Genomic DNA, 18,006 nt, shown 5'->3' with positions numbered 1-18,006 from the left:
TTTCTTTGCGGTGAAATTGAAAAGATCGCAGCCTTCGGCAACTCCTACACCAATCTCTGTAGGCGCTGCCGAAGGCTGCGATCTTTTGACTTGAATTACGACCAGCGCTTGAAAATCAGCGACGTATTGACCCCACCAAACGCAAAGTTGTTGTTCATCACAAACTGATTGCTCATCTGCCGAAACTCGCCACGCAGGTAGTCGAGTTTGCCGCAGTGCGGGTCGACGTTGTCGAGGTTGAAGGTGTGGGCGTAGAGGTCGCGGTTCATCATTTCGATGCTGAACCACGACTCCAGTGCACCGCAGGCGCCGAGGGTGTGGCCGAGGAAGCTCTTTTGCGAGCTGATCGGCATGTGTTCGCCAAAGAGGCTGCTGGTGGCCAGGGTTTCGGCAATGTCGCCCTGTTCGGTGGCGGTGCCGTGGCCGTTGACGTAGCCAATGTCTGAAGGCACAAGCCCGGCATCTTCCAGGGCCAGTTCCATGGCCCGGCGCATGGTGATTTGTTCAGGGCGGGTGGTGTGCTGGCCGTCGGCGTTGCTGCCGAAGCCGACGATCTCGGCGTGGATGTGGGCTCCGCGTGCCAGGGCATGTTCCAGTTCTTCGAGCACCAGCATGCCGCCACCTTCACCAATCACCAGGCCATCACGTTCGCTGTCGTAAGGGCGTGGGCTGCGTTGCGGGGTGTCGTTTTTCAGGCTGGTGGCGTAGAGCGCGTCGAAGACCATGGCTTCGGTCGGGCACAGTTCTTCGGCACCGCCGGCGAGCATCAGCGGCAGGCGCCCGAATTTGATTGCTTCGTAGGCATAGCCGATGCCCTGGCTGCCGCTGGTGCAGGCGCTGGACGTGGGGATCAGCCGACCGGTGAGGCCGAAGAAGATGCTGATATTGGCCGCCGTGGTGTGCGGCATCATCCGCACGTAGGAATTGGCGTTCAGGCCTTCGGCCACCGAGTTGAGCAGCATGTTGCCGAAGGCCTTGATCTCGTCGGTGCTGCCAGTGGAGGAGCCGCAGGCGACGCCCATGCGCCCGTCCTTGATCGATTCGTCGCCCAACAAACCGGCGTCGGCCAGTGCCAGTTCCGACGCGCCGACGGCCAGCCGTGATACCCGGCCCATGCTGCGCAGCTGTTTGCGGGTCCAGTGGCTTGGCACCGTGAAGTCATCGATCGGGCCGGCCAGGCGTGTGTTGAGTTCGGTGAAGCGGTCCCACTCGTGCATCCGGCGGATGCCGCTGCGGTTGGCCGCGAAGTTGCCGACGATGGTCGCCCAGTCGCTGCCCAGTGAGGTGATACCGGCCATGCCGGTGACGACGACGCGCTTCATCAGCACAGGCCTCCGTTGACGGCCAGAACTTGCCGGGTGATGTACGAGGCTTCCGCCGACATCAGGAAATTCACTGCGCCGGCCACTTCTTCAGGGGTGCCCATGCGCTGTGCGGGGATCATTTTCATCAGTTCTTCCACCGGCACGTTTTCGTCGAGCATGGCTGTGTCGATCAGGCCGGGGGCGACACAGTTAACGGTGATTTTGCGCTTGCCCAACTCAATCGCCAATGCCTTCGCCGCACCGATCAACCCGGCCTTGGAGGCACTGTAGTTGACCTGACCACGGTTGCCGATCAGCCCGGACACCGAGGTGATGCAGACGATCCGCCCCGGTGCGCGGCGGCGAATCATCGGCATCATCACCGGGTGCAGCACGTTGTAGAAACCGTCGAGATTGGTGCGCATCACCACATCCCAATCATCCTCGCTCAGCGCCGGAAAAGCACCGTCGCGGGTCAGGCCGGCATTGAGCACCACGCCGTAATAGGCGCCGTGGGCTTCCACGTCCGCTTCAAGGATGGCTTTGCAGCTGGCGCGGTCGGACACGTCGAATTGCAGGATGCGCACCTGGCGCCCCACGGCTTCGATTTCGGCCTGGACGGCTTGCGCATCGGCCACGCCGCTACGGCAATGCAGCACGATGTCATGCCCGGCCTGGGCCAGGCGCAAGGCGATGGCGCGGCCGATACCACGGCTGGAACCGGTGACCAGTACGGATTCAGTCATCACTGGATTCCTGGGATTCATGAAGATATTGAGCCGCGTGGGGCGGGCGATACACGTTCAGACGGGCTGTCACGTGAATGCCCGTGCCGTTGATATGGCATTCGAACACGCCCATGCCGTTTTCGTCTTCCAGGGAGCGGATGCCATGGATGGTCAGCTCGGTGCCTGCCGGGAAATTTTCGACGTTGCTCTCGAATTTGCGGCTGCCGAGCAAGAACCCCATTTCCACGTCATCACCGCGCTGGCGCGCATGGCAACCGGCGAACGCGGCGACGCTCTGGGCCATCAGTTCAATGCCGACCCATGCCGGCATGCTGCCGTCGGGACGACTGAACAGGCCGTTGGGTCTGACGGTAAGACGGGTGTGAATCTGCTCTTCATCGAACGCCAGGATCTGCTCGATGAGGATCATGTCGCCGCCGTGGGGCAGCAGTTCGGCGAGCGGCCAGTCAATCATGGGGCGTCTCCGATAATCAGGCTGACGTTGTTGCCCCCGAAAGCGAAGGAATTGCTCATCAGGTAGCGCGGAGCAATGGACGCCAGGCGAGCGGCCGGGGTCACCCAATTCAGCGCGGGTAACTGAGGATCGGGCTGGCCATCCCAGACATGGGGCGGCAGAACGTGATCGACATTGACCGGGCTCAGGCTCAACCAGCAGAACGCGGCTTCCAGCGCACCGGCGGCGCCGAGGGTGTGGCCAGTCATGGGTTTGGTGGAAGAACAAGGCACGCCTTCGGGGAACAGCGTCGCGACCGCCTGGCTTTCCATGGCGTCGTTGTGCTGGGTGGCCGTGCCGTGAAGGTTGAGGTAGTTGATCTGCTGCGGCTTCAGGTGCGCACGGCTCAAGGCTTTGTTCATCGCCTGCAAGGCGCCACGGCCCGTGGGTTCGGGGGCGGAAATGTGGTGTGCGTCGGAGCTGGCGCCGCTGCCAAGCAAGGCAATTGATGGTGCATCGCCAGCCTGTCGGCTCATCACAAACAGCGCCGCTGCCTCGCCGATGTTGATGCCGTTGCGGTTCACCGAGAACGGGTTGCAGCGTTGCCCCGAGACCGCTTCCAGTGCCGAAAAACCATTGAGCGTCAGCTCACACAGGGTATCGACGCCTCCGCACAGCACCGCATCGCACACGCCGAGGTCCAGCAGGCGCTGTGCGCTCATCAACGCACGGGCGCTGGAGGTGCACGCTGTGGAAATGACGTAGGCCGGACCGCTCAGTTGCAGCCAGTCGGCGAGAAAATTCGCCGGGGCGGCGAGTTCCTGTTGCTGATAGTCATACTCGGCCGGGAACTGTTTTTCGCGGATGTAATGGGTCAGGCCCTGGCTGGCCTCGTGGATACCCGAGGTGCTGGTGCCCAACACCACACCAACGCGGTGGTGGCCGTAGGTCTGAATTGCACTGTCGATGTCCGGGCGGATTTGCAGCGCGGCTTCCAGCAGCAACTGATTGTTGCGGCTGCGATGCAGCGACATGTCGTCTGGAATTGCCACCAATTCGCCTCGGACCGCACCGACCGGCAATGACCGCTCGCGTACCCATCCAGCCTCATCGACCATGCCGGAGCAGTCGCCGGCAAACAGGTTTTGTGCGACTTCCTGTTTGTTGCGGCCCAAGGCGCAGACCACCCCGAGGGCATTGAGGTAGGTGGTCATGGCGCGTCACCACTCAGTGGAGTGACTTGGTAGGTCGGACCTTTCGGTAGCTGCAATTGAAAATTCTGCGGTTGTGCGTAGCGGATGTCCCAGCGCTCGGGCAAGGACCGTTGTGTGCCGTGCTGCCAGGCGCCAGGATAATTGGCGGCCAGTTCATCGTTCGGCGTCAGTGCAAACAGCAACGCTGCGAACAGCTCCCGGGCTTCCGGATTGGGTGGCAAAAACCCGTCGGATTCCCAGTGTTTATCGATCAGTTTCTGGCGGGCCTGAGGAATGCCCAACAGGTCCATCATCGACCAGCGAATGCCTTGGTCTTCACGCTGGATCACCAATACCCAATCCTGGCGCTGGTCCGCCTGCAAGCGCTGGATGTGCAGTTGCATGGGCAGCGCAAGGTTCGGGTTTTGCTCGGGCAGCGGCGCACGACTGGCGCAGGCGCTCAGCAACAGGGTCGTCGCGACCAGCAGCCATCGCAGATAGTCCGTCATCCCCGTGGGAGCGAGCTTGTTCGCGAGGGTGGTGAGGCATTCAACATTAATCTTAGCTGACCCACCGCAGTCGCTCGGAAAGCTCATGTCTCCTCTCTTGCACAGAGCGCCGAAATAACCTTCAAGCGGCGCTTGGCTTCGCTGACGAACGGATTGCGTTCGTCCCAGGCATACCCGGCGAGAATGGAGCAGATCATCCGGCGGATTTCCGCTGAGCCGCCCTCATGGTAGATGACGTCCTGGAAGGTCCCGGCGTACCAGCCTTCGACGTAGCAGCGGAACGTGTCGACGCCGCGCTTGAGCGGATCGGCGAACTCGGTCTGCCAGTCAACGCTTTCGCCTTGCAGCTGACGGTGCAGCACAGCGGCGGCCATGCTGGCCGAACGCATGGCGATGGTGACACCCGAGGAGAAGACCGGGTCAAGGAACTCCGCCGCGTTACCCAGCAGCGCGAAACCCGGGCCATGTAAGCTTTTGACGTTGGCCGAGTAGCCGCCAATGGTTCGGGCTTCGGTGTCCCACACGGCGTTGTTCAACACGCCGGCCAGGCTTGGCGTCTCGGCAATGAAACCGCGCAGGCAGTCGTCGAGGTTGTCGGTGCGACCTTCGAAGTGTTCCTCGGCGGCGACCACGCCAATCGAGCAGCGCCCGTTGCTGAACGGAATGGTCCAGAACCAGACATCGCGTTTTGTCGGGTGGGTGGTGATGAGAATCTTGGTGCGGTCGAAGTCCGGGCTGTCGATGCAGTCTTCGACGTGGGTGAACACGGCCTGGCGCACCGGGAAGTTCGACGGCGCCTCAAGCTCGAGCAAGCGCGGCAGGACGCGCCCGTAGCCGCTGGCGTCGAGCATGAACTCGGCTTCGATGGTGTATTCGCTGCCGTCTTCGCGGCGTACGCCAAGTTGCGGCTTGGCGCCCTTGATATCGACGCTGACGATGGCCTCGCCGTAACGAATTTCCACGCCTTGCAGCGCGGCCTGATCGGCCAGCAACTTGTCGAAATCCGCACGCTGAACCTGGAACGTCGTTGGTTTGCCCTGGGTGAAGGTGTCGCTGAAATCGAAGGCGCTGTAGCGCTCGCCCCAGGCGAACGCAGCACCGGTTTTCACCTGGAAACCGGCGGCGTTGACGGCGTCGAGCATGCCCGCTTCTTCGACGAAGTCCAGGCAGTGGGCCAACAGGCTCTCGCCGATGGAAAAGCGCGGAAAATGCTGGCGCTCGATCACCAGTACATCGTGACCTTTGCGCTTGAGCAGTGCGGCGGCGATGGCGCCGGAAGGGCCGGCACCGATCACTACGACCTGGCGGCGTTGCATTTCAACGGTTGGCATTTGGGCTCCTTGCCGGCGCGGCGGCTTTCAACGGGATTCGGTGCATGCCGGTCAGGGCCGGCAGCAATGTAGCGATCAAGCCCATCAACATCAGCGCGAAGTACAGCGGCGGGCTGATGAGTTGTTGTTGGAGCAGCAGGTTGAGGAAGACAATTTCGCTCAAGCCGCGAATGTTCAGCAATACGCTTTCCCGCCAGCGGCTGGCGCCACTGAACGAGGCGCCGGCCCAACCGAGGCCGAGCCAGTTGCCCAGCAGTTTGCTGGTGATCGGCAGCAGCAGCAATGCCATCAGTTGAATCCAGCCAAGGCTGTCCAGGGCGCTGTGCACGTTGATCTGCACGATGCCGAACGTGAGGATCAGCGGAATGGCGAAGTACGTCTGCAAACGGCTCATCCACAGCAGTGGAATGGGCAGGATCAACGGCGCCTTCAGTGCGGCCATGATCAGCACATAACCGATGCCGAAAATCAGCGCATTGAGCTTGAAGTGCTCGGCCACCATCAGCAGCGCAAAAAAGCATCCGCTGTACAGCCACGCCTGACGCAAGCCCAGCAGGCGCAGCAGCACCGGCAGGCAAGCGCCGGCCAGGGGCAGCAACAAACTGCTCAGCTGCAGGCTGCCTTGGGCGATGCCGAACACCGTCCAGCAGGCGAGGTCGATGAGGATCGCGGTTTGCACCAACCGTCGGGTCGCGGCGGGCGGGTAGTCGATGTGTTGCAGGTACAGATACAACACCGGGATGGCGGTAATGGCGAACAACAATCCGATCGCCAATGAACTGATCCAGGGTTGTGGTGGCAGTAGCCAGATCGCCGTGACCAGGCCGCAGGCAAATGGAATGCAGAAGCTCGGCAAGGCGATTTTCAGGCTCTGGCGGTCCAGTTGCAGGTCGATCACATCGCTGAGGATGTAACCCAGCAACAGGGCGAAGCTCAGGCTGTAGAGGTTTTTCAACCAGTCCGGCGACACCAGTGCCGCACCGCTCAGTTGCCATTGCGGTTCGATCCAGAAGTACATCAACAGCGGCAGGCCAAGGGTCGCCAGCAGCAACTGGCTGACAATCGGAATCAGGCCGAAATGACGCCCGACGCGAGTCGCCACGGCGAACAACGTCAGGGCCATCGCCCAGAACAGAACCACCATCACGCTGCCGTCTCCGCGACGGACGCGGCATGCAACTGGCGACCGGCCCAAGGGGCGAGCAGGAAACTGAAGACCAGACCCAGGCTCACAGACAGCCCGAAATTGCTCACCGCCGGGGTGCTCGACACCGCCAGCAAACCGAACGACAGCCAGGTGGTGACCGCCGCCAACAAGGTCCCCAACAGGCTCACGGCAGCGCCACCGACCTGTTCGCGCATGAGGATGGCGTAGTCGACGCTGATCGCCGTCACCAGCAGCAAGCCGAACAGGCTGAACAGGGTCAGCGGTTGCCCCAGCCAACCGAGGCTGGCGAGGCTGCACAACGCTGCCAGCAGAGGCAGGGAGACGATGCGCAATGCGCCGCTGAAACCGAACGGCAGGATCAGCACCAGCACGATCAACACGCAGGAGGCGAGCTTCAGTTCGGCGGCGCTGATCTGGGTGGCGGCGAAGACGCTGTTCAACTCGCCCAGTCGATCCACCAGCACCACGCCTGGTAAGTCCTCAGCCTGGACTTTCAGCAAGGTCGGGTTGCTCACGCCTTGCAGGCTGACGATGGCTGCGACGCCGTCATCCGTCGGCCCCAGCCACAGGGTGCGATAAGGCTCGGCCAATGGGCCGGTGAGTGCTGTGTCGATGTCTTCGGCGGGCAGCGATTGCAGCGTAGCCAATTCGGCCTGGAGCGCTTCGACCGGCACACCGACATCGATCAACGGCTGCCAGAACTGCGGCAGTTTGTTCAGTGCATCGCGCACTTGCTGCTGTTCGTTCGGCGGGCTGACCAGTTGGTTGAGCGACAGATAACCCTGAAGTTTGTCGAGACCGGTCAACTGATCCAGGCGTTCGCTCAGGGCGCTTGAGCGTTCGAGCAGTTGTTGCTGGTTTGCGGCGCGCACCAGGAAGAACTGACTGGTGGGTTGAAAACCGGTTATTTGCGCGATGGTCCGCGCTTCGTCGGTCAATGATTGCGGTGCGCTGATCCATTGGCGGATGTCGTTCCTGCTGTCGAGTTGCAGCAGTCCGCCTACGCAGAAGGCGATCAGCAGCGCCAGCAACACCGGCGTCTTGAGGTGCTTGAGCAGCGCTTCACGGCAGCTCAACAGATACTCACAAATGCGTAATGGCCAATCGGCCGGGCGCAGTTCTACACCTTTGAGCAGCGCGGGCAGCAGGCATACCGCGGACAAATAGGCGCCGAGCAGGCCGGCAGCGGAGAACACGGCAATCTGGGTCAATGCCGGGAACGGCGTCCAGGCCAGCGCCAGGTAGCCGATGGCGCTGGTGATCAGGCTCAGGGTCAGCCCAGGCAACGTCAGGCGCAACGCCGGCCAGCTGTGCCAGGGTTTCAGGCTCCAGCTCTTGGACAGGTAATGCAGCGGGTAATCGACGGCGACGCCGATCAGGCTTGAGCCCAATACCAGCGTCATCACGTGCATGTGGCCGAACAGCGCCACGCAGGCCACCGCACCGAAAAGCATGCCCACCAGCACCGGAATAAACGCCAGCAAGACGCGCCAACGACGGAAAGCCAACAGCAGTAACAGCAGGATCCCGACGGTGGCACCGCCGCCGACCCAGGTCATCTCCCGCGAAGCCTGTCGCTGGCCGCTGGCCGCGTACAGCAGACCGCTGGCGGCCAACAGTTGCACGTCGGCCTGGGCGGCCTCTTCGCGACTGTGCTGCAGCAGGTCAGCCACTTGCAGCGGCAGGTTCATGTCGAAGGCGTTGCCAGCGGTGCGCGCTCGCAGCAGCACCCAGCTTTTACCGTCGGCATCAGCTATCAAGGCGCCGCTGCCGATGTCCAGTTGCACCGAACCGCGTTGCGGCTGGCTGTTCTGGATGCGCCCGGTCAGGCCCAGCCAGTCATCCTGGCTGGGCACCAAGGTGAAACCGGTGAAGGGATCGAAAAGCGCTTGCACCCGTTGCTGGATAAAAACGTCAGGGTGTTCGACCAGTTGCTGACGATCTTCGGTCGAGAGCATCGCCAATCGACCTTGCAGCAGTTGCGTGCGCAGTGCCGGGAGGTCGGCTTGCAGGTTCCACTGGACCTTTTCGAACAAGCCGCTGGCTTGCCACTGATCGCCCAGCTTCTGCGCCATGCTGATGGCTTGTTCACGATTTTTGTGGCCGACCAGCACCAGCATCTCGCGGTTCAACGGCGCTTGCATGCGCTGTTCGGCGCGCTGTTCCAGCGCATCCGGTGCCGTACCGGGCACCAGTTCCATCAGGTTGGCCGACAGCGGCGCACCGTCACGCCATTGCCAGCCGGCGAGTGCCAGCACGGCCAGCAGCAGGAGAAGAAACAGCCACGGCAGTCTGCGTTCACTCGGCAAAGTCATGTTGCTCCGCGTCGCTCAACGGTTGGGCGCTGGTGCTGTCCTGCATGCGCAACAAGGTGCTGTCGCCCTGGGTTTCCAGCAGTTCGATGCTGTGCACCAGATCACTGCCCGCGATGTTGATTTGATTGAACACCTGCTTGAGCAGCAACGAGCGCGGTACCAGTGTCAGTTGCCATTTGTGTGCGTCGCCACTCAAGGACAACTCGAAATCCCGTTGCAGTCCTGTGCTGTCGCCTTGCAACACGGCGAGGAACAAACGGTTCTGCTCGGCACCGGCGCTCTTGCCCGGCAGCATCTGCCAACCATGGACATCACGCCGGGCAATGCCTTGGGCGGTGATGCGGTAATCCTGTTGCAGCGGCGTTTTCAGCAGCCACAACAAACCGTGGTTTTTCGCTAGGACGAAGGTGCCCTTGCTGGTCAAAGGCTGGGGCAGGGCACGCAGGTGCTTTTCCTGGATGAAGCTGCCGTGGATGACATCGGGCTTGGCCAGTTGATCGCTCAGCTGCTGCAGGTCGAATGCGTGGGCCAGCCCGGGAATACCCAGCAACACGCAGAACACTGTAGGAGCGAGCTTGCTCGCGAAAGACCTGAGGGCGCCGCGCAGTGTCAGGTGCCCTGCGTCATCGTTGACGTCCATCGCGAGCAAGCTTGCTCCTACAGGGGAACGGGGAGGGCAGAAAATCATCGCAGAGCTCTCTCTACAGCTTCGACAAACACCTTCGGCGAGGCCAGTTGCATCTCGCGGCTGGCGATCTCGACGGCGACCTGCACCGAGACAGCGCGGGTCAGGCGTTCGCCGGTGACCAGATCCGTGATCAGGTAATTGATCTTCAAACGGTTCTCCCACTCCACGAGGCTGGCGCGCACATTCAGCTTCTGGCCGAACACGGCGCCGCGCACATAGCGCAATTGCAGGTCGATCACCGGCCACGCGAAGCCCGAGTCGTTCATCACCGTGTAGTTATGACCGATTCTGTCCAGCAGCGCGCAACGGGCGACTTCCAGATATTTCACATAATGGCCGTGCCAGACCACATGCATGCTGTCGACGTCGAAAAACGGCACGAGGATTTCCGTGTCGGTGTGAAGCACTCCCTTGCTACGCATGCAGCCTCCAGTGTTGTTCGGCGATGCGTTGCAGGCACAGGCGCAATTCGCCTTCCAGCGCACGGTCTTCGATGACCGGTGGAAAATCGTCGGCCAATGCTTTGTGCATGGCGGCGAGGGCGGGTGGCAACGGTCGAGCGTCTTCGGCCTGACCGCGCAGCCAGACACCCTGATTGGCCGCCAGTAATGTTGCGGCGGCGACCTGTTCGGTCAGCTCCAGCACGCGGATGGCATCGCGGGCGGCGATGGTGCCCATGCTCACCTTGTCCTGGTTGTGGCACTCGGTGGAGCGCGAGAAAACGCTCGCCGGCATGGTGTTCTTCAAGGCTTCGGCGGTCCAGGCGCTGGTGCCGATCTGCACCGCCTTGAAACCATGGTTGAGCATCGCCCGCTCGGCGCTGGCGCCGGACAGGTTGCTCGGCAAACCGTGGTTGTAGCGCTCGTCCACCAGCAGCGCCAGTTGTCGATCCAGCAGGTCGGCGACGTTGGCCACGAGGTTTTTCAGGCTGTCCATGGCGAACGCGATGTGCCCGCCGTAGAAGTGCCCGCCGTGCAAGACACGCTCGGCTTCGGCATCGATGATCGGGTTGTCGTTGGCACTGTTGAGTTCAATCTCAATGAACGAACGCAGCCAGTTCAGGCTGTCGGCCAACACGCCGAGCACATGCGGTGCGCAACGCAGGGAGTAACGGTCTTGCAGGCGATGCAGCGGCGCGGTCGGTGCGTCGATCGCCAGATCCTTGCGCAGCCACGCGGCGACTTGCATCTGCCCCGGGTGCGGTTTGGCGGCGAACAGGCGCTCGTCGAAGTGCTCGGGATTGCCTTGCAGGGCGACCACGTTCAGCGCCGTGATACGCGTGGCCAGTTGCAGCAGGTAATCGGCGCGGGCATAGGCCAGGCAGGCGAGGCCGGTCATCACGGCGGTGCCGTTCATCAATGCCAGCGCTTCTTTCGGGCGCAGCACCAGCGGTTGCCAGCCGAGTTCGCGGTGCACATCGGCGGCTTGCCGGCGCTCGCCACGGAACATCACTTCGCGTTCGCCGGACAAGGTCGCGGCGACGTACGACAACGGCGTCAGATCGCCGCTGGCGCCCACCGAGCCTTCTTCCGGGATCAGCGGCAGAATGTCGTGTTCAAGGAACGCTTGCAGGCGTTCCAGCAGTTCCACACGCACCCCGGACACGCCGTGGCACAGCGACTGCAAACGCGCCGCCAGCACGGCGCGGGTGGCCTGGGCGTCGAGCAACTTGCCCAGTCCGCAGCCGTGGAAGGTGTACAGATGACGTGGCAGTGCCTCGACGTGATGCAGCGGCACCGCAACCACGCAAGAATCGCCGTAGCCGGTGGTCACGCCGTAGATCACGCCTTCCTTGTCCAACAGGGAATCGAGGAATCGCGCACCCTTGGCAATGCGTTCGCGGTAGGCGGGATCGCGCTGCAACTGTGTCGGCACCTTGCGGTTGGCCAGGGCCAACACATCTTCGATGCGCAAAGGGCGTTCGCCGAAGGTTACCGGCTCAAGCGTTGGCGTCGTCATCGGTCTTCCAGAAAGGGTAAAAGTTGAACCATTGTCGGGGGGCTTCGAGGCAATAGTGACTCAGTCGTTCGGCATAGCGCGAAGCCCACTGATGAATGACCTGCTCGCGATCGCTGCGTTTCCAGATGATCGCCTCGGCGAACGGCTCAATCGTCAGGCGATAGCCGCCGTCGGGCTTCTTCAGGCACATCAACAGATTGACCGGACATTTCAATAAACCGGCCAACAGCCACGGGCCTTGGGGGAATTTTGCCGGGTGGCCGAGGAAGTCCACGGTCACGCTGCGCCCGCCATGCAGCGGTACGCGGTCGCCGGCAATCGCCAGCCATTCGCCGCGCTCCAGGCGTTCGTGCAGTTGCAGCATGATGACCGGGTTCAGTTCGCTGACCTGAATCAGGCGCAAGTGGGTCGCCCCGGCTTCGCCCAGCAAACGGTTGAACTGCTCGGCGTGCTTGGTGTGCACCAGCACGTTCATCGTGACCCTTTCGCCGATTTCCGCCAGCGCCCGGCAGACTTCCAGATTGCCCAGGTGCGCGCCCACCAGCATCTGCCCGCGTGTGCCGCGCAACTGATTGCGCAGCAGCGCCGGGTCGATGATTTCGATCTGCTCGATGCTCAGCTTGCCGTTCCACACGTCGAGTTTGTCGAGCATGGAATCGGCGAAGGCCATGAACTGGCTAAATACGCGCCAATGGCTAGGCCGCAATTCTCTGCGACCGCTCCAGTCGGCGAGCCGTTGCTGGTATTGCCAGGCACTGTGGCGGGCGCTGCGGCCGAACAGGAAAAAGTACAAGACGATACCGTACAGCAGCGGGCTCAACAGTCGGCGACCGAGAACCCTGGCGGCAAACGCGGTGAGCTTCATCAGCCAGAAACTGCCGCGCTCTTCGCGGTCGGCCCAATGCTGATTGTCTGGCGTCATGGTCGCCACCGCCGCCAGAGGATCACCGGCGAGCGCAACAACATGCCGAAGAACAGCCGGGTGTGCATGCTCGTGATCAGCACGTTGTCGTGGAACATGCGGAAGTGCGAAACACCGTCCAGCGGGTAGTGAACTTTGGTTTTCAGCCACTGCATCGGCTGATTGCGCCAGGCCAGGCGCACCAGAATGTCCGAATCGAAATCCATGCGCTTGCCGATCTTCGCCGAGTCGATCAGCTTCAGAGCCGGCGGCAGCGGGTAAACCCGAAAGCCGCACATGGAGTCGCGGATCTGCAGCGACAGGGTGTTGATCCAGACCATGACGTGGGTCAGGTAGCGGGCGTACAACCGGCCTTTGGGCACGCTGTCATCGTATTGCGGGTAGCCGCAGATGACCGCTTGCGGATGGGCGCGTGACAGTTCGATAAACCGTCGCACGTCTTGCAGGTCGTGCTGGCCATCGGCGTCCACTTGCAGGGCATGGCTGAAACCCAGGCGCGAGGCTTCACGCAGACCGGTCATCACCGCGGCGCCCTTGCCCTGATTGGTGGCCAGGCGGATCAGGTACACCATCTCGCGCCGGGCCAATCGATCGAGCACCCGGGCACAGGCCGGGCTGCTGGCATCGTCCACCAGAATGCAGGGCAGGTTGCAGGCGATCAGTGCATCGACCACGGTGGTGATGGCGGTTTCGTGGTTGTAGACCGGGATGACGGCGCAGGGGCTATGCATGGACCGAAACCTCTACAACACTTTTGTGGCGAGGGAGCTTGCTCCCGTTCGAGTGCGAAGCACTCGCCATGACGCCGGTGCGAGATGGTTTTGGGTCTGCTTCGCAGCCCAGCGGGAGCAAGCTCCCTCGCCACAGGTTATGCATTCAAAGCCTCCAGCAAGATCCGCCCGCTGGAGCAGGTTGCGGTCTCGTTGCGATAGGCGAAATACAATTTGCCCCGGGTCGGGTCGTAACGCAGGTGCAGCTGGATTTCATCGCCGGGGCGCACCAGTTGCTGAAACTTCAGCACTTCCATGCCGGCGAATTTTTCCGGCAGGTTCATCAATTGCTGGCCCAGGTTCAACGCCCACTCCACCTGCACCACACCGGGCAGAACCGGCGCGGTGGGGAAGTGACCGCTGAAGTAGGCCAGGTCCGGTGGCACGGCCAGTTGCAGGCTCCACTCGCCATCGGTTTCGGTTTGCGCCAGCACTTGCGGCGCCTTGGGCCGTGGTGCCAGCAGTAAGGCGTCGACGTCGGCCTGAGGCAGTTTGCCTTGGGCGTTCAGCGGCAGTTGCCGCAGCAAGCGCCATCGCCGTGGCAAGGCGAGCGCCTCACAATGCAGGCTCAGGTGCTGGCGCAATTGTTCGGTGAGGGTGCGTCGGCCCTGATTGCGCAGGGCATGCAGGCCCGTTTCAGTCAGCACCAGCAAGGCACCCAGCGAGGCACGTTTTTCCTGGACCACGCCAAGGCGCGCTTCGGCGACCCAGGCATGAGTCATGAGTGCCTGTTCCAGCATTGGCAGCGAGATACGTTTTTCTTCCAGTTTGACGATCCGGTCCAGTCTTCCGAGCAATTCGAACCGGCCATCCGCGGCGACTCTCGCGGAGTCGGCGGTGTGTTCGACATGGCCATGTGGCAAGTACGGCGAGGCAATCAGCAGCGCGCCGTCGCTGTCCTGGCCCAACACAACGTCGGTGAAGGGCCGCCAGAGCTCCGAGGCTTGGCGCCAGGCGATACCGCCGGTTTCCGAGCTGCCGAAGATTTCCGTCGGCCATTGTCCCAGGCGTTCGTGCAGGCTCTGTGCGGCCTCGGCCGGCAAGGCGCCGCCGGAAGAAAACACTCGACGCACCGCACTCAGGGCCGGCCAGTCGAGGTTGTCGCCCATGCGTTTGAGCAGCGCTGGGCTGGCGACCCAGGCAAAGGCTGGGTGTTCGCGGCTGGCGCGCTGCAAATCTTCGGGAAAGGCCAGTTGTCGACGCACGAACGGGCGCCCGGCACACAGCGGCCACAGCACCCGAAACAGCAGGCCGTAGATGTGCTGAGTGGCAACGCTGCCGATGATGCACGCCGGCCCCAGGTCCGTTCCCCACAACTGTTCCAGGGCATCGACTTCATTGGCCAGTTGGCGCAGGTTCTTTTCGATGCGCTTGGGCTCGCCACTGGAACCGGAGGTGCACAGGTTGAGCCGACAGTGATCGAGATCCAGTGCGGCGCCTTCCAATGGCGGATGGCGATACTCGCTCAGGTGCGCATCGCCGGTTTGATCGGTCAGCCACAGGTCGACGTCATTTGACCAGCGTTGGCGGGTCTGCGGTTGCAGGTCGGCAGGCAGCAACACGCTGACCCCGGCGCGCCAGGCGCCGAGCAACGCAACCGCCAGATCGGCGGCATCCTCAAGGTGCACGGCCATCTGCCGCACGCCTTGGGCTTGCAGGCCGCCGGCCAGGCGCAACGCCCGGTCGCACAGTTGGGCATGATCCAGTGCCGGACCGGCCGTTACGGCACGCTCCGGTTGCGCCTTGAGCAACAGGTGCTCAAGTTTTATCCAATTCATGGGTGGCCTCGTACCCGTTGGCGTATCAGCCATTCAATGGCAAACATCAGGCCTATCAATCCGTAGGAAATCAGACCGGTGTACAACATCCACCAGCTCAGCGGTGCCCACAGCGTCAGGGCGGTGGCGCACAAACCGTTGCAGAGAAAAAACACACTCCAGGCGATGGTCACCTGGCGGGTATAACGAATGGCCTTGGCCGGTAACTGCGGTTCACGCAGACGGGCCAGGCGTTCCACCATCGGCGGGCCGAATTTAAGGCTCAGGCCGAACAGCCCCAGCATGAATCCGCTGATCAGCACCGGATACCAACGCAGCAACTCCGGGCTGTCGAACAGCGCCAGCAACAGACAGAACACGATGGCCACCGCGGCCATCCACAGGCTGTCGGGGCGTCGCCGTCCGGTCAGCGCGCGCGCCAGCCACAGGCTGCCCAGCAGCAGCGCGAACTGCCACGGCGCGAAGTGCTCCATGCCGAAATACACCGCAAAGGGGTACAGCAGGCCTGCCAGCAGCAGGCCCAGGCCGATCAGTCGGCTCATGCGACCGGTTGAACCAGACGGTAGACCGCCTCGACCACGTCGCTGACGGTACGCACCGATTTGAACTCTTCGGCGGCGATTTTCTTGCCGGTCTGGCGTTTGATGTGATCGATCAGGTCGACCGCGTCAATGCTGTCGATTTCCAGATCCTGATACAGGTTGGATTCGAGACTCACGCGCTCGGGGTCCAGTTCGAACAGCTCGACCAAGGCATCGCGCAAGGTGTTGAAAATGTCTTCACGAGTTTGCATGGTCCGGTCTCAAGCTGCCTGTTTTGCAGTGACGAACGCCGCAAGGCTCGCCACGTTGCTGAAGTGATTACGCGTGTCCTTGGCGTCTGCATCGATTTTGATGCCGTATTTTTTCTGGATGGCCAGGCCGAGTTCCAGGGCGTCTACCGAGTCCAGGCCCAGGCCTTCGCCGAACAGCGTTTGCTCATCGCCGATGTCGTCGGCACTGATGTCTTCGAGACCCAGGGCGTCGATGATCAGGTCTTTTATTTCCAGCACCAGGTTCTTAGTGTGCAGATTGCTCATCTTCGGCGAGCTCCTTGATAAAGTAAGAATGTAGATGATCGTTGAGCTTGCGCGAGGCCTGAGGCGCTGGCCCCTGCACGGCGAAGGCCTGTGGATCTATATCGGCCCCGACACGGAAACTGAAGTGCACGCGCCGCTTGGGTATGCGGTACCAGGGTTCGGCCTTGGTCAATGTCGTCGGGCTGACCTTGATCACCACGGGGGTGAGGATTTTCGCACCGCGCAGGGCAATTGCCGCACCCCCCCGATGAAAGGCGGGGGTCTGTCCAGGTTGCGTCCGGGTACCTTCGGGGAAAATGATCAGGGTCTGGCCGTTTTTCAGCGCATCGGCAGCGGTATCGAGCATGTCCATACTGCCATCATTGCTGATGTAATCGGTGCGGCGCAGCGGGCCACGCGTGAACGGGTTCTCCCACAGGCTTTGCTTGACCACGCAGTTGGAGTGCCCCACCAGCCCGATCAGGAACACCACGTCGATCAGCGACGGGTGATTGGCAATGATCATCTGGCCCGGGCGCCCGAGTTTTTCCGCACCCTTGATATCGTAGGTCAGTACGCCGGAACGGGCCATGAACTGCACGAAAAGCCAGAAGCAACGGCTGACGGTTTGCCGTGCACGCAACCGGTGGGTCTGGGCGTCGCCCGGCAGGCAGCTCAACAGCGGGAAAACCAACACGCGCAGACACATCGCACCCAACCCGAACAGGGTAAAGCTCGCAGCGGTCGCCAGCAGGCGCCAGTAATAGGCGTCGCGGTTCTTTTCGGTCACGGGTTGCGTTGCCAGGTCCATACACGATTTTTCCAGGCATGTTGGCAGGTGGTTTGCTGGTCGAGTAGCGCACGCAACAGATTCAGTGCGTGGGGCCAGCGGGATTTTGACAACGCGTCCGAAGGGCTGTTCAGGGTCAACTGCCAGTCATGGCCGGGTGTGATCAACAGGCCGACGGCATACGGGAACGGCACATCATCGATCCAGGCCGAATAGGCCGCGGGCGGTTGCTCCTCGGTCACCACCAGCAAGACTGCCGGGGCGCCTTCGGCCAGGAGCGCCGCTGCTTCCAGCATGCCGTGTTCAAGGCCGTCGCCAGCGGCGGCGAGAGCGGTCATCTCGCTGGTTTCACCGCGCATGATCGACCACAGACCGATGATTGCATTATGCACCGAGAGGCTGAACTGGGTTGGCGACAGCGGTTGTTCGGTGGCCAGGTCGCTCAGAATATCGAAGGTGCGCGGGGTTTCTCCGTGACGGGAAACAAAGACCAGCGGCAGATCCTGGTGACCGTCAGCCAATGGCCAGCCAACGCTGAACGCCATCCGCGCCAATCGACTGAGGCGTCGGCGCTGCATGGCCGGCAGGAACGAGACGTCCGGCGCCACATCGTTCAATGGCAGTACGACCGGTTGGCGACTCCATGCCTGCCAATCATTCACGCTTTCGAGCCCTGGAGCCCACGCGCGCCATTGGGCGATGTTGAAGTTGATCACAGACATACAATCCCGCCCTTGATGGGCTTCCTGACGCGTGAGGGGTCGAAAACCGCGACTCGCCTTACGTGGCGCCGGACGCCGACTGGTGCGCATTATCCCGGTGCCGGGAACGTGTAGCAAATGCTGGATACGTTTTGCTCAAACAGATGTACCGTTTAGTGAGCAAAAACTGAATAGTTGCCAATTATTCGCATTTTTACTGACCCGTCTGTCGGCGCTCGTCGCTTTTTCAGCAAGAGATGGCCGTTGACTGTGTAGTCCCGATGCCAGCGAGGTAGCGAAGCCATGCCGTCGCCCACTACACTCGGTCATTCTTTGATA

At 62.0% G+C, this 18,006-nt stretch carries 19 protein-coding genes; all 19 read right to left on the bottom strand.

Translation table 11 applies throughout. The features are described 5' to 3' along the window. Positions 1-95: 95 nt before the first annotated feature. Positions 96-1,322: a beta-ketoacyl-ACP synthase gene (locus CKW19_RS02675; protein ID WP_095056460.1), complete on the bottom strand. Its 1,227-nt coding sequence runs from the start codon at positions 1,320-1,322 to the stop codon at positions 96-98. Then, positions 1,322-2,050 (bottom strand): 3-oxoacyl-ACP reductase FabG, encoded by a 729-nt coding sequence (fabG, locus tag CKW19_RS02670; RefSeq protein ID WP_095056459.1) that lies wholly within the window; start codon positions 2,048-2,050, stop codon positions 1,322-1,324. The genes CKW19_RS02675 and fabG overlap by 1 nt, the downstream gene beginning before the upstream one ends. Then, complete coding sequence (locus tag CKW19_RS02665) at positions 2,043-2,507, bottom strand: hotdog family protein (RefSeq protein WP_095056458.1); 465 nt, start codon at positions 2,505-2,507, stop codon at positions 2,043-2,045. The genes fabG and CKW19_RS02665 overlap by 8 nt, the downstream gene beginning before the upstream one ends. Continuing rightward, positions 2,504-3,700, bottom strand: coding sequence for a beta-ketoacyl-[acyl-carrier-protein] synthase family protein (locus CKW19_RS02660; protein ID WP_095056457.1), 1,197 nt, complete (start codon positions 3,698-3,700; stop codon positions 2,504-2,506). The genes CKW19_RS02665 and CKW19_RS02660 overlap by 4 nt, the downstream gene beginning before the upstream one ends. After that, positions 3,697-4,188, bottom strand: a complete 492-nt coding sequence (locus CKW19_RS02655) for a hypothetical protein (RefSeq protein ID WP_095056516.1) — start codon at positions 4,186-4,188, stop codon at positions 3,697-3,699. The genes CKW19_RS02660 and CKW19_RS02655 overlap by 4 nt, the downstream gene beginning before the upstream one ends. An 83-nt stretch (positions 4,189-4,271) precedes the next feature. Next, entirely contained in the window at positions 4,272-5,519 is a 1,248-nt protein-coding gene (locus CKW19_RS02650; RefSeq protein ID WP_095056456.1) for an NAD(P)/FAD-dependent oxidoreductase, read from the bottom strand. Next, entirely contained in the window at positions 5,506-6,663 is a 1,158-nt protein-coding gene (locus CKW19_RS02645; protein ID WP_095056455.1) for a sodium:proton antiporter, read from the bottom strand. Before CKW19_RS02645 ends, CKW19_RS02650 begins: the two co-directional genes overlap by 14 nt. Then, complete coding sequence (locus CKW19_RS02640) at positions 6,663-9,002, bottom strand: MMPL family transporter (RefSeq protein WP_095056454.1); 2,340 nt, start codon at positions 9,000-9,002, stop codon at positions 6,663-6,665. Before CKW19_RS02640 ends, CKW19_RS02645 begins: the two co-directional genes overlap by 1 nt. Further along, positions 8,986-9,690, bottom strand: coding sequence for an outer membrane lipoprotein carrier protein LolA (locus tag CKW19_RS02635; protein ID WP_095056453.1), 705 nt, complete (start codon positions 9,688-9,690; stop codon positions 8,986-8,988). Before CKW19_RS02635 ends, CKW19_RS02640 begins: the two co-directional genes overlap by 17 nt. Next, complete coding sequence (locus CKW19_RS02630; RefSeq protein ID WP_095056452.1) at positions 9,687-10,112, bottom strand: thioesterase family protein; 426 nt, start codon at positions 10,110-10,112, stop codon at positions 9,687-9,689. The genes CKW19_RS02635 and CKW19_RS02630 overlap by 4 nt, the downstream gene beginning before the upstream one ends. Further along, positions 10,105-11,649, bottom strand: coding sequence for a histidine ammonia-lyase (gene hutH, locus CKW19_RS02625; protein ID WP_095056451.1), 1,545 nt, complete (start codon positions 11,647-11,649; stop codon positions 10,105-10,107). The genes CKW19_RS02630 and hutH overlap by 8 nt, the downstream gene beginning before the upstream one ends. After that, complete coding sequence (locus CKW19_RS02620) at positions 11,630-12,571, bottom strand: glycosyl transferase (protein WP_095056450.1); 942 nt, start codon at positions 12,569-12,571, stop codon at positions 11,630-11,632. Before CKW19_RS02620 ends, hutH begins: the two co-directional genes overlap by 20 nt. Further along, positions 12,568-13,302 carry a glycosyltransferase family 2 protein gene (locus CKW19_RS02615; protein ID WP_095056449.1) on the bottom strand — a complete coding sequence of 245 codons (735 nt, stop codon included), beginning with the start codon at positions 13,300-13,302 and terminating at the stop codon, positions 12,568-12,570. The genes CKW19_RS02620 and CKW19_RS02615 overlap by 4 nt, the downstream gene beginning before the upstream one ends. Before the next feature lie 137 nt (positions 13,303-13,439). Then, on the bottom strand, positions 13,440-15,119 hold the full coding sequence (locus tag CKW19_RS02610) for an acyl-CoA synthetase family protein (protein WP_095056448.1): 1,680 nt from the start codon (positions 15,117-15,119) through the stop codon (positions 13,440-13,442). Next, positions 15,116-15,661 carry a hypothetical protein gene (locus CKW19_RS02605; protein ID WP_095056447.1) on the bottom strand — a complete coding sequence of 182 codons (546 nt, stop codon included), beginning with the start codon at positions 15,659-15,661 and terminating at the stop codon, positions 15,116-15,118. The genes CKW19_RS02610 and CKW19_RS02605 overlap by 4 nt, the downstream gene beginning before the upstream one ends. Continuing rightward, positions 15,658-15,912, bottom strand: coding sequence for an acyl carrier protein (locus CKW19_RS02600; protein ID WP_095056446.1), 255 nt, complete (start codon positions 15,910-15,912; stop codon positions 15,658-15,660). The genes CKW19_RS02605 and CKW19_RS02600 overlap by 4 nt, the downstream gene beginning before the upstream one ends. Before the next feature lie 9 nt (positions 15,913-15,921). After that, positions 15,922-16,197 (bottom strand): phosphopantetheine-binding protein, encoded by a 276-nt coding sequence (locus CKW19_RS02595; protein WP_095056445.1) that lies wholly within the window; start codon positions 16,195-16,197, stop codon positions 15,922-15,924. Further along, a complete protein-coding gene (locus CKW19_RS02590; RefSeq protein WP_095056444.1) occupies positions 16,178-16,987 on the bottom strand; it encodes a 1-acyl-sn-glycerol-3-phosphate acyltransferase in 810 nt (269 codons plus the stop codon). Before CKW19_RS02590 ends, CKW19_RS02595 begins: the two co-directional genes overlap by 20 nt. After that, the gene (locus CKW19_RS02585) at positions 16,963-17,688 is read right to left on the bottom strand and encodes a beta-ketoacyl synthase chain length factor (RefSeq protein WP_095056443.1); all 726 of its coding nucleotides are present in this window, start codon (positions 17,686-17,688) and stop codon (positions 16,963-16,965) included. The genes CKW19_RS02590 and CKW19_RS02585 overlap by 25 nt, the downstream gene beginning before the upstream one ends. Positions 17,689-18,006: the final 318 nt, after the last annotated feature.

Origin of the sequence: Pseudomonas sp. Irchel s3f7, from assembly GCF_900187615.1 — a bacterium.
Lineage (GTDB): Bacteria > Pseudomonadota > Gammaproteobacteria > Pseudomonadales > Pseudomonadaceae > Aquipseudomonas.
This window is presented reverse-complemented; position numbering and strand designations above follow the sequence as displayed.

Excerpts from the sequence above, each read along its gene's own strand:
- CKW19_RS02675 (WP_095056460.1), bottom strand. The coding sequence starts at position 1,322 with ATGAAGCGCGTCGTCGTCACCGGCATGGCCGGTATCACCTCACTGGGC.
- fabG (WP_095056459.1), bottom strand. The coding sequence starts at position 2,050 with ATGACTGAATCCGTACTGGTCACCGGTTCCAGCCGTGGTATCGGCCGC.
- CKW19_RS02665 (WP_095056458.1), bottom strand. The coding sequence starts at position 2,507 with ATGATTGACTGGCCGCTCGCCGAACTGCTGCCCCACGGCGGCGACATG.
- CKW19_RS02660 (WP_095056457.1), bottom strand. The coding sequence starts at position 3,700 with ATGACCACCTACCTCAATGCCCTCGGGGTGGTCTGCGCCTTGGGCCGC.
- CKW19_RS02655 (WP_095056516.1), bottom strand. The coding sequence starts at position 4,188 with ATGACGGACTATCTGCGATGGCTGCTGGTCGCGACGACCCTGTTGCTG.
- CKW19_RS02650 (WP_095056456.1), bottom strand. The coding sequence starts at position 5,519 with ATGCCAACCGTTGAAATGCAACGCCGCCAGGTCGTAGTGATCGGTGCC.
- CKW19_RS02645 (WP_095056455.1), bottom strand. The coding sequence starts at position 6,663 with ATGGTGGTTCTGTTCTGGGCGATGGCCCTGACGTTGTTCGCCGTGGCG.
- CKW19_RS02640 (WP_095056454.1), bottom strand. The coding sequence starts at position 9,002 with ATGACTTTGCCGAGTGAACGCAGACTGCCGTGGCTGTTTCTTCTCCTG.
- CKW19_RS02635 (WP_095056453.1), bottom strand. The coding sequence starts at position 9,690 with ATGATTTTCTGCCCTCCCCGTTCCCCTGTAGGAGCAAGCTTGCTCGCG.
- CKW19_RS02630 (WP_095056452.1), bottom strand. The coding sequence starts at position 10,112 with ATGCGTAGCAAGGGAGTGCTTCACACCGACACGGAAATCCTCGTGCCG.
- hutH (WP_095056451.1), bottom strand. The coding sequence starts at position 11,649 with ATGACGACGCCAACGCTTGAGCCGGTAACCTTCGGCGAACGCCCTTTG.
- CKW19_RS02620 (WP_095056450.1), bottom strand. The coding sequence starts at position 12,571 with ATGACGCCAGACAATCAGCATTGGGCCGACCGCGAAGAGCGCGGCAGT.
- CKW19_RS02615 (WP_095056449.1), bottom strand. The coding sequence starts at position 13,302 with ATGCATAGCCCCTGCGCCGTCATCCCGGTCTACAACCACGAAACCGCC.
- CKW19_RS02610 (WP_095056448.1), bottom strand. The coding sequence starts at position 15,119 with ATGAATTGGATAAAACTTGAGCACCTGTTGCTCAAGGCGCAACCGGAG.
- CKW19_RS02605 (WP_095056447.1), bottom strand. The coding sequence starts at position 15,661 with ATGAGCCGACTGATCGGCCTGGGCCTGCTGCTGGCAGGCCTGCTGTAC.
- CKW19_RS02600 (WP_095056446.1), bottom strand. The coding sequence starts at position 15,912 with ATGCAAACTCGTGAAGACATTTTCAACACCTTGCGCGATGCCTTGGTC.
- CKW19_RS02595 (WP_095056445.1), bottom strand. The coding sequence starts at position 16,197 with ATGAGCAATCTGCACACTAAGAACCTGGTGCTGGAAATAAAAGACCTG.
- CKW19_RS02590 (WP_095056444.1), bottom strand. The coding sequence starts at position 16,987 with ATGGACCTGGCAACGCAACCCGTGACCGAAAAGAACCGCGACGCCTAT.
- CKW19_RS02585 (WP_095056443.1), bottom strand. The coding sequence starts at position 17,688 with ATGTCTGTGATCAACTTCAACATCGCCCAATGGCGCGCGTGGGCTCCA.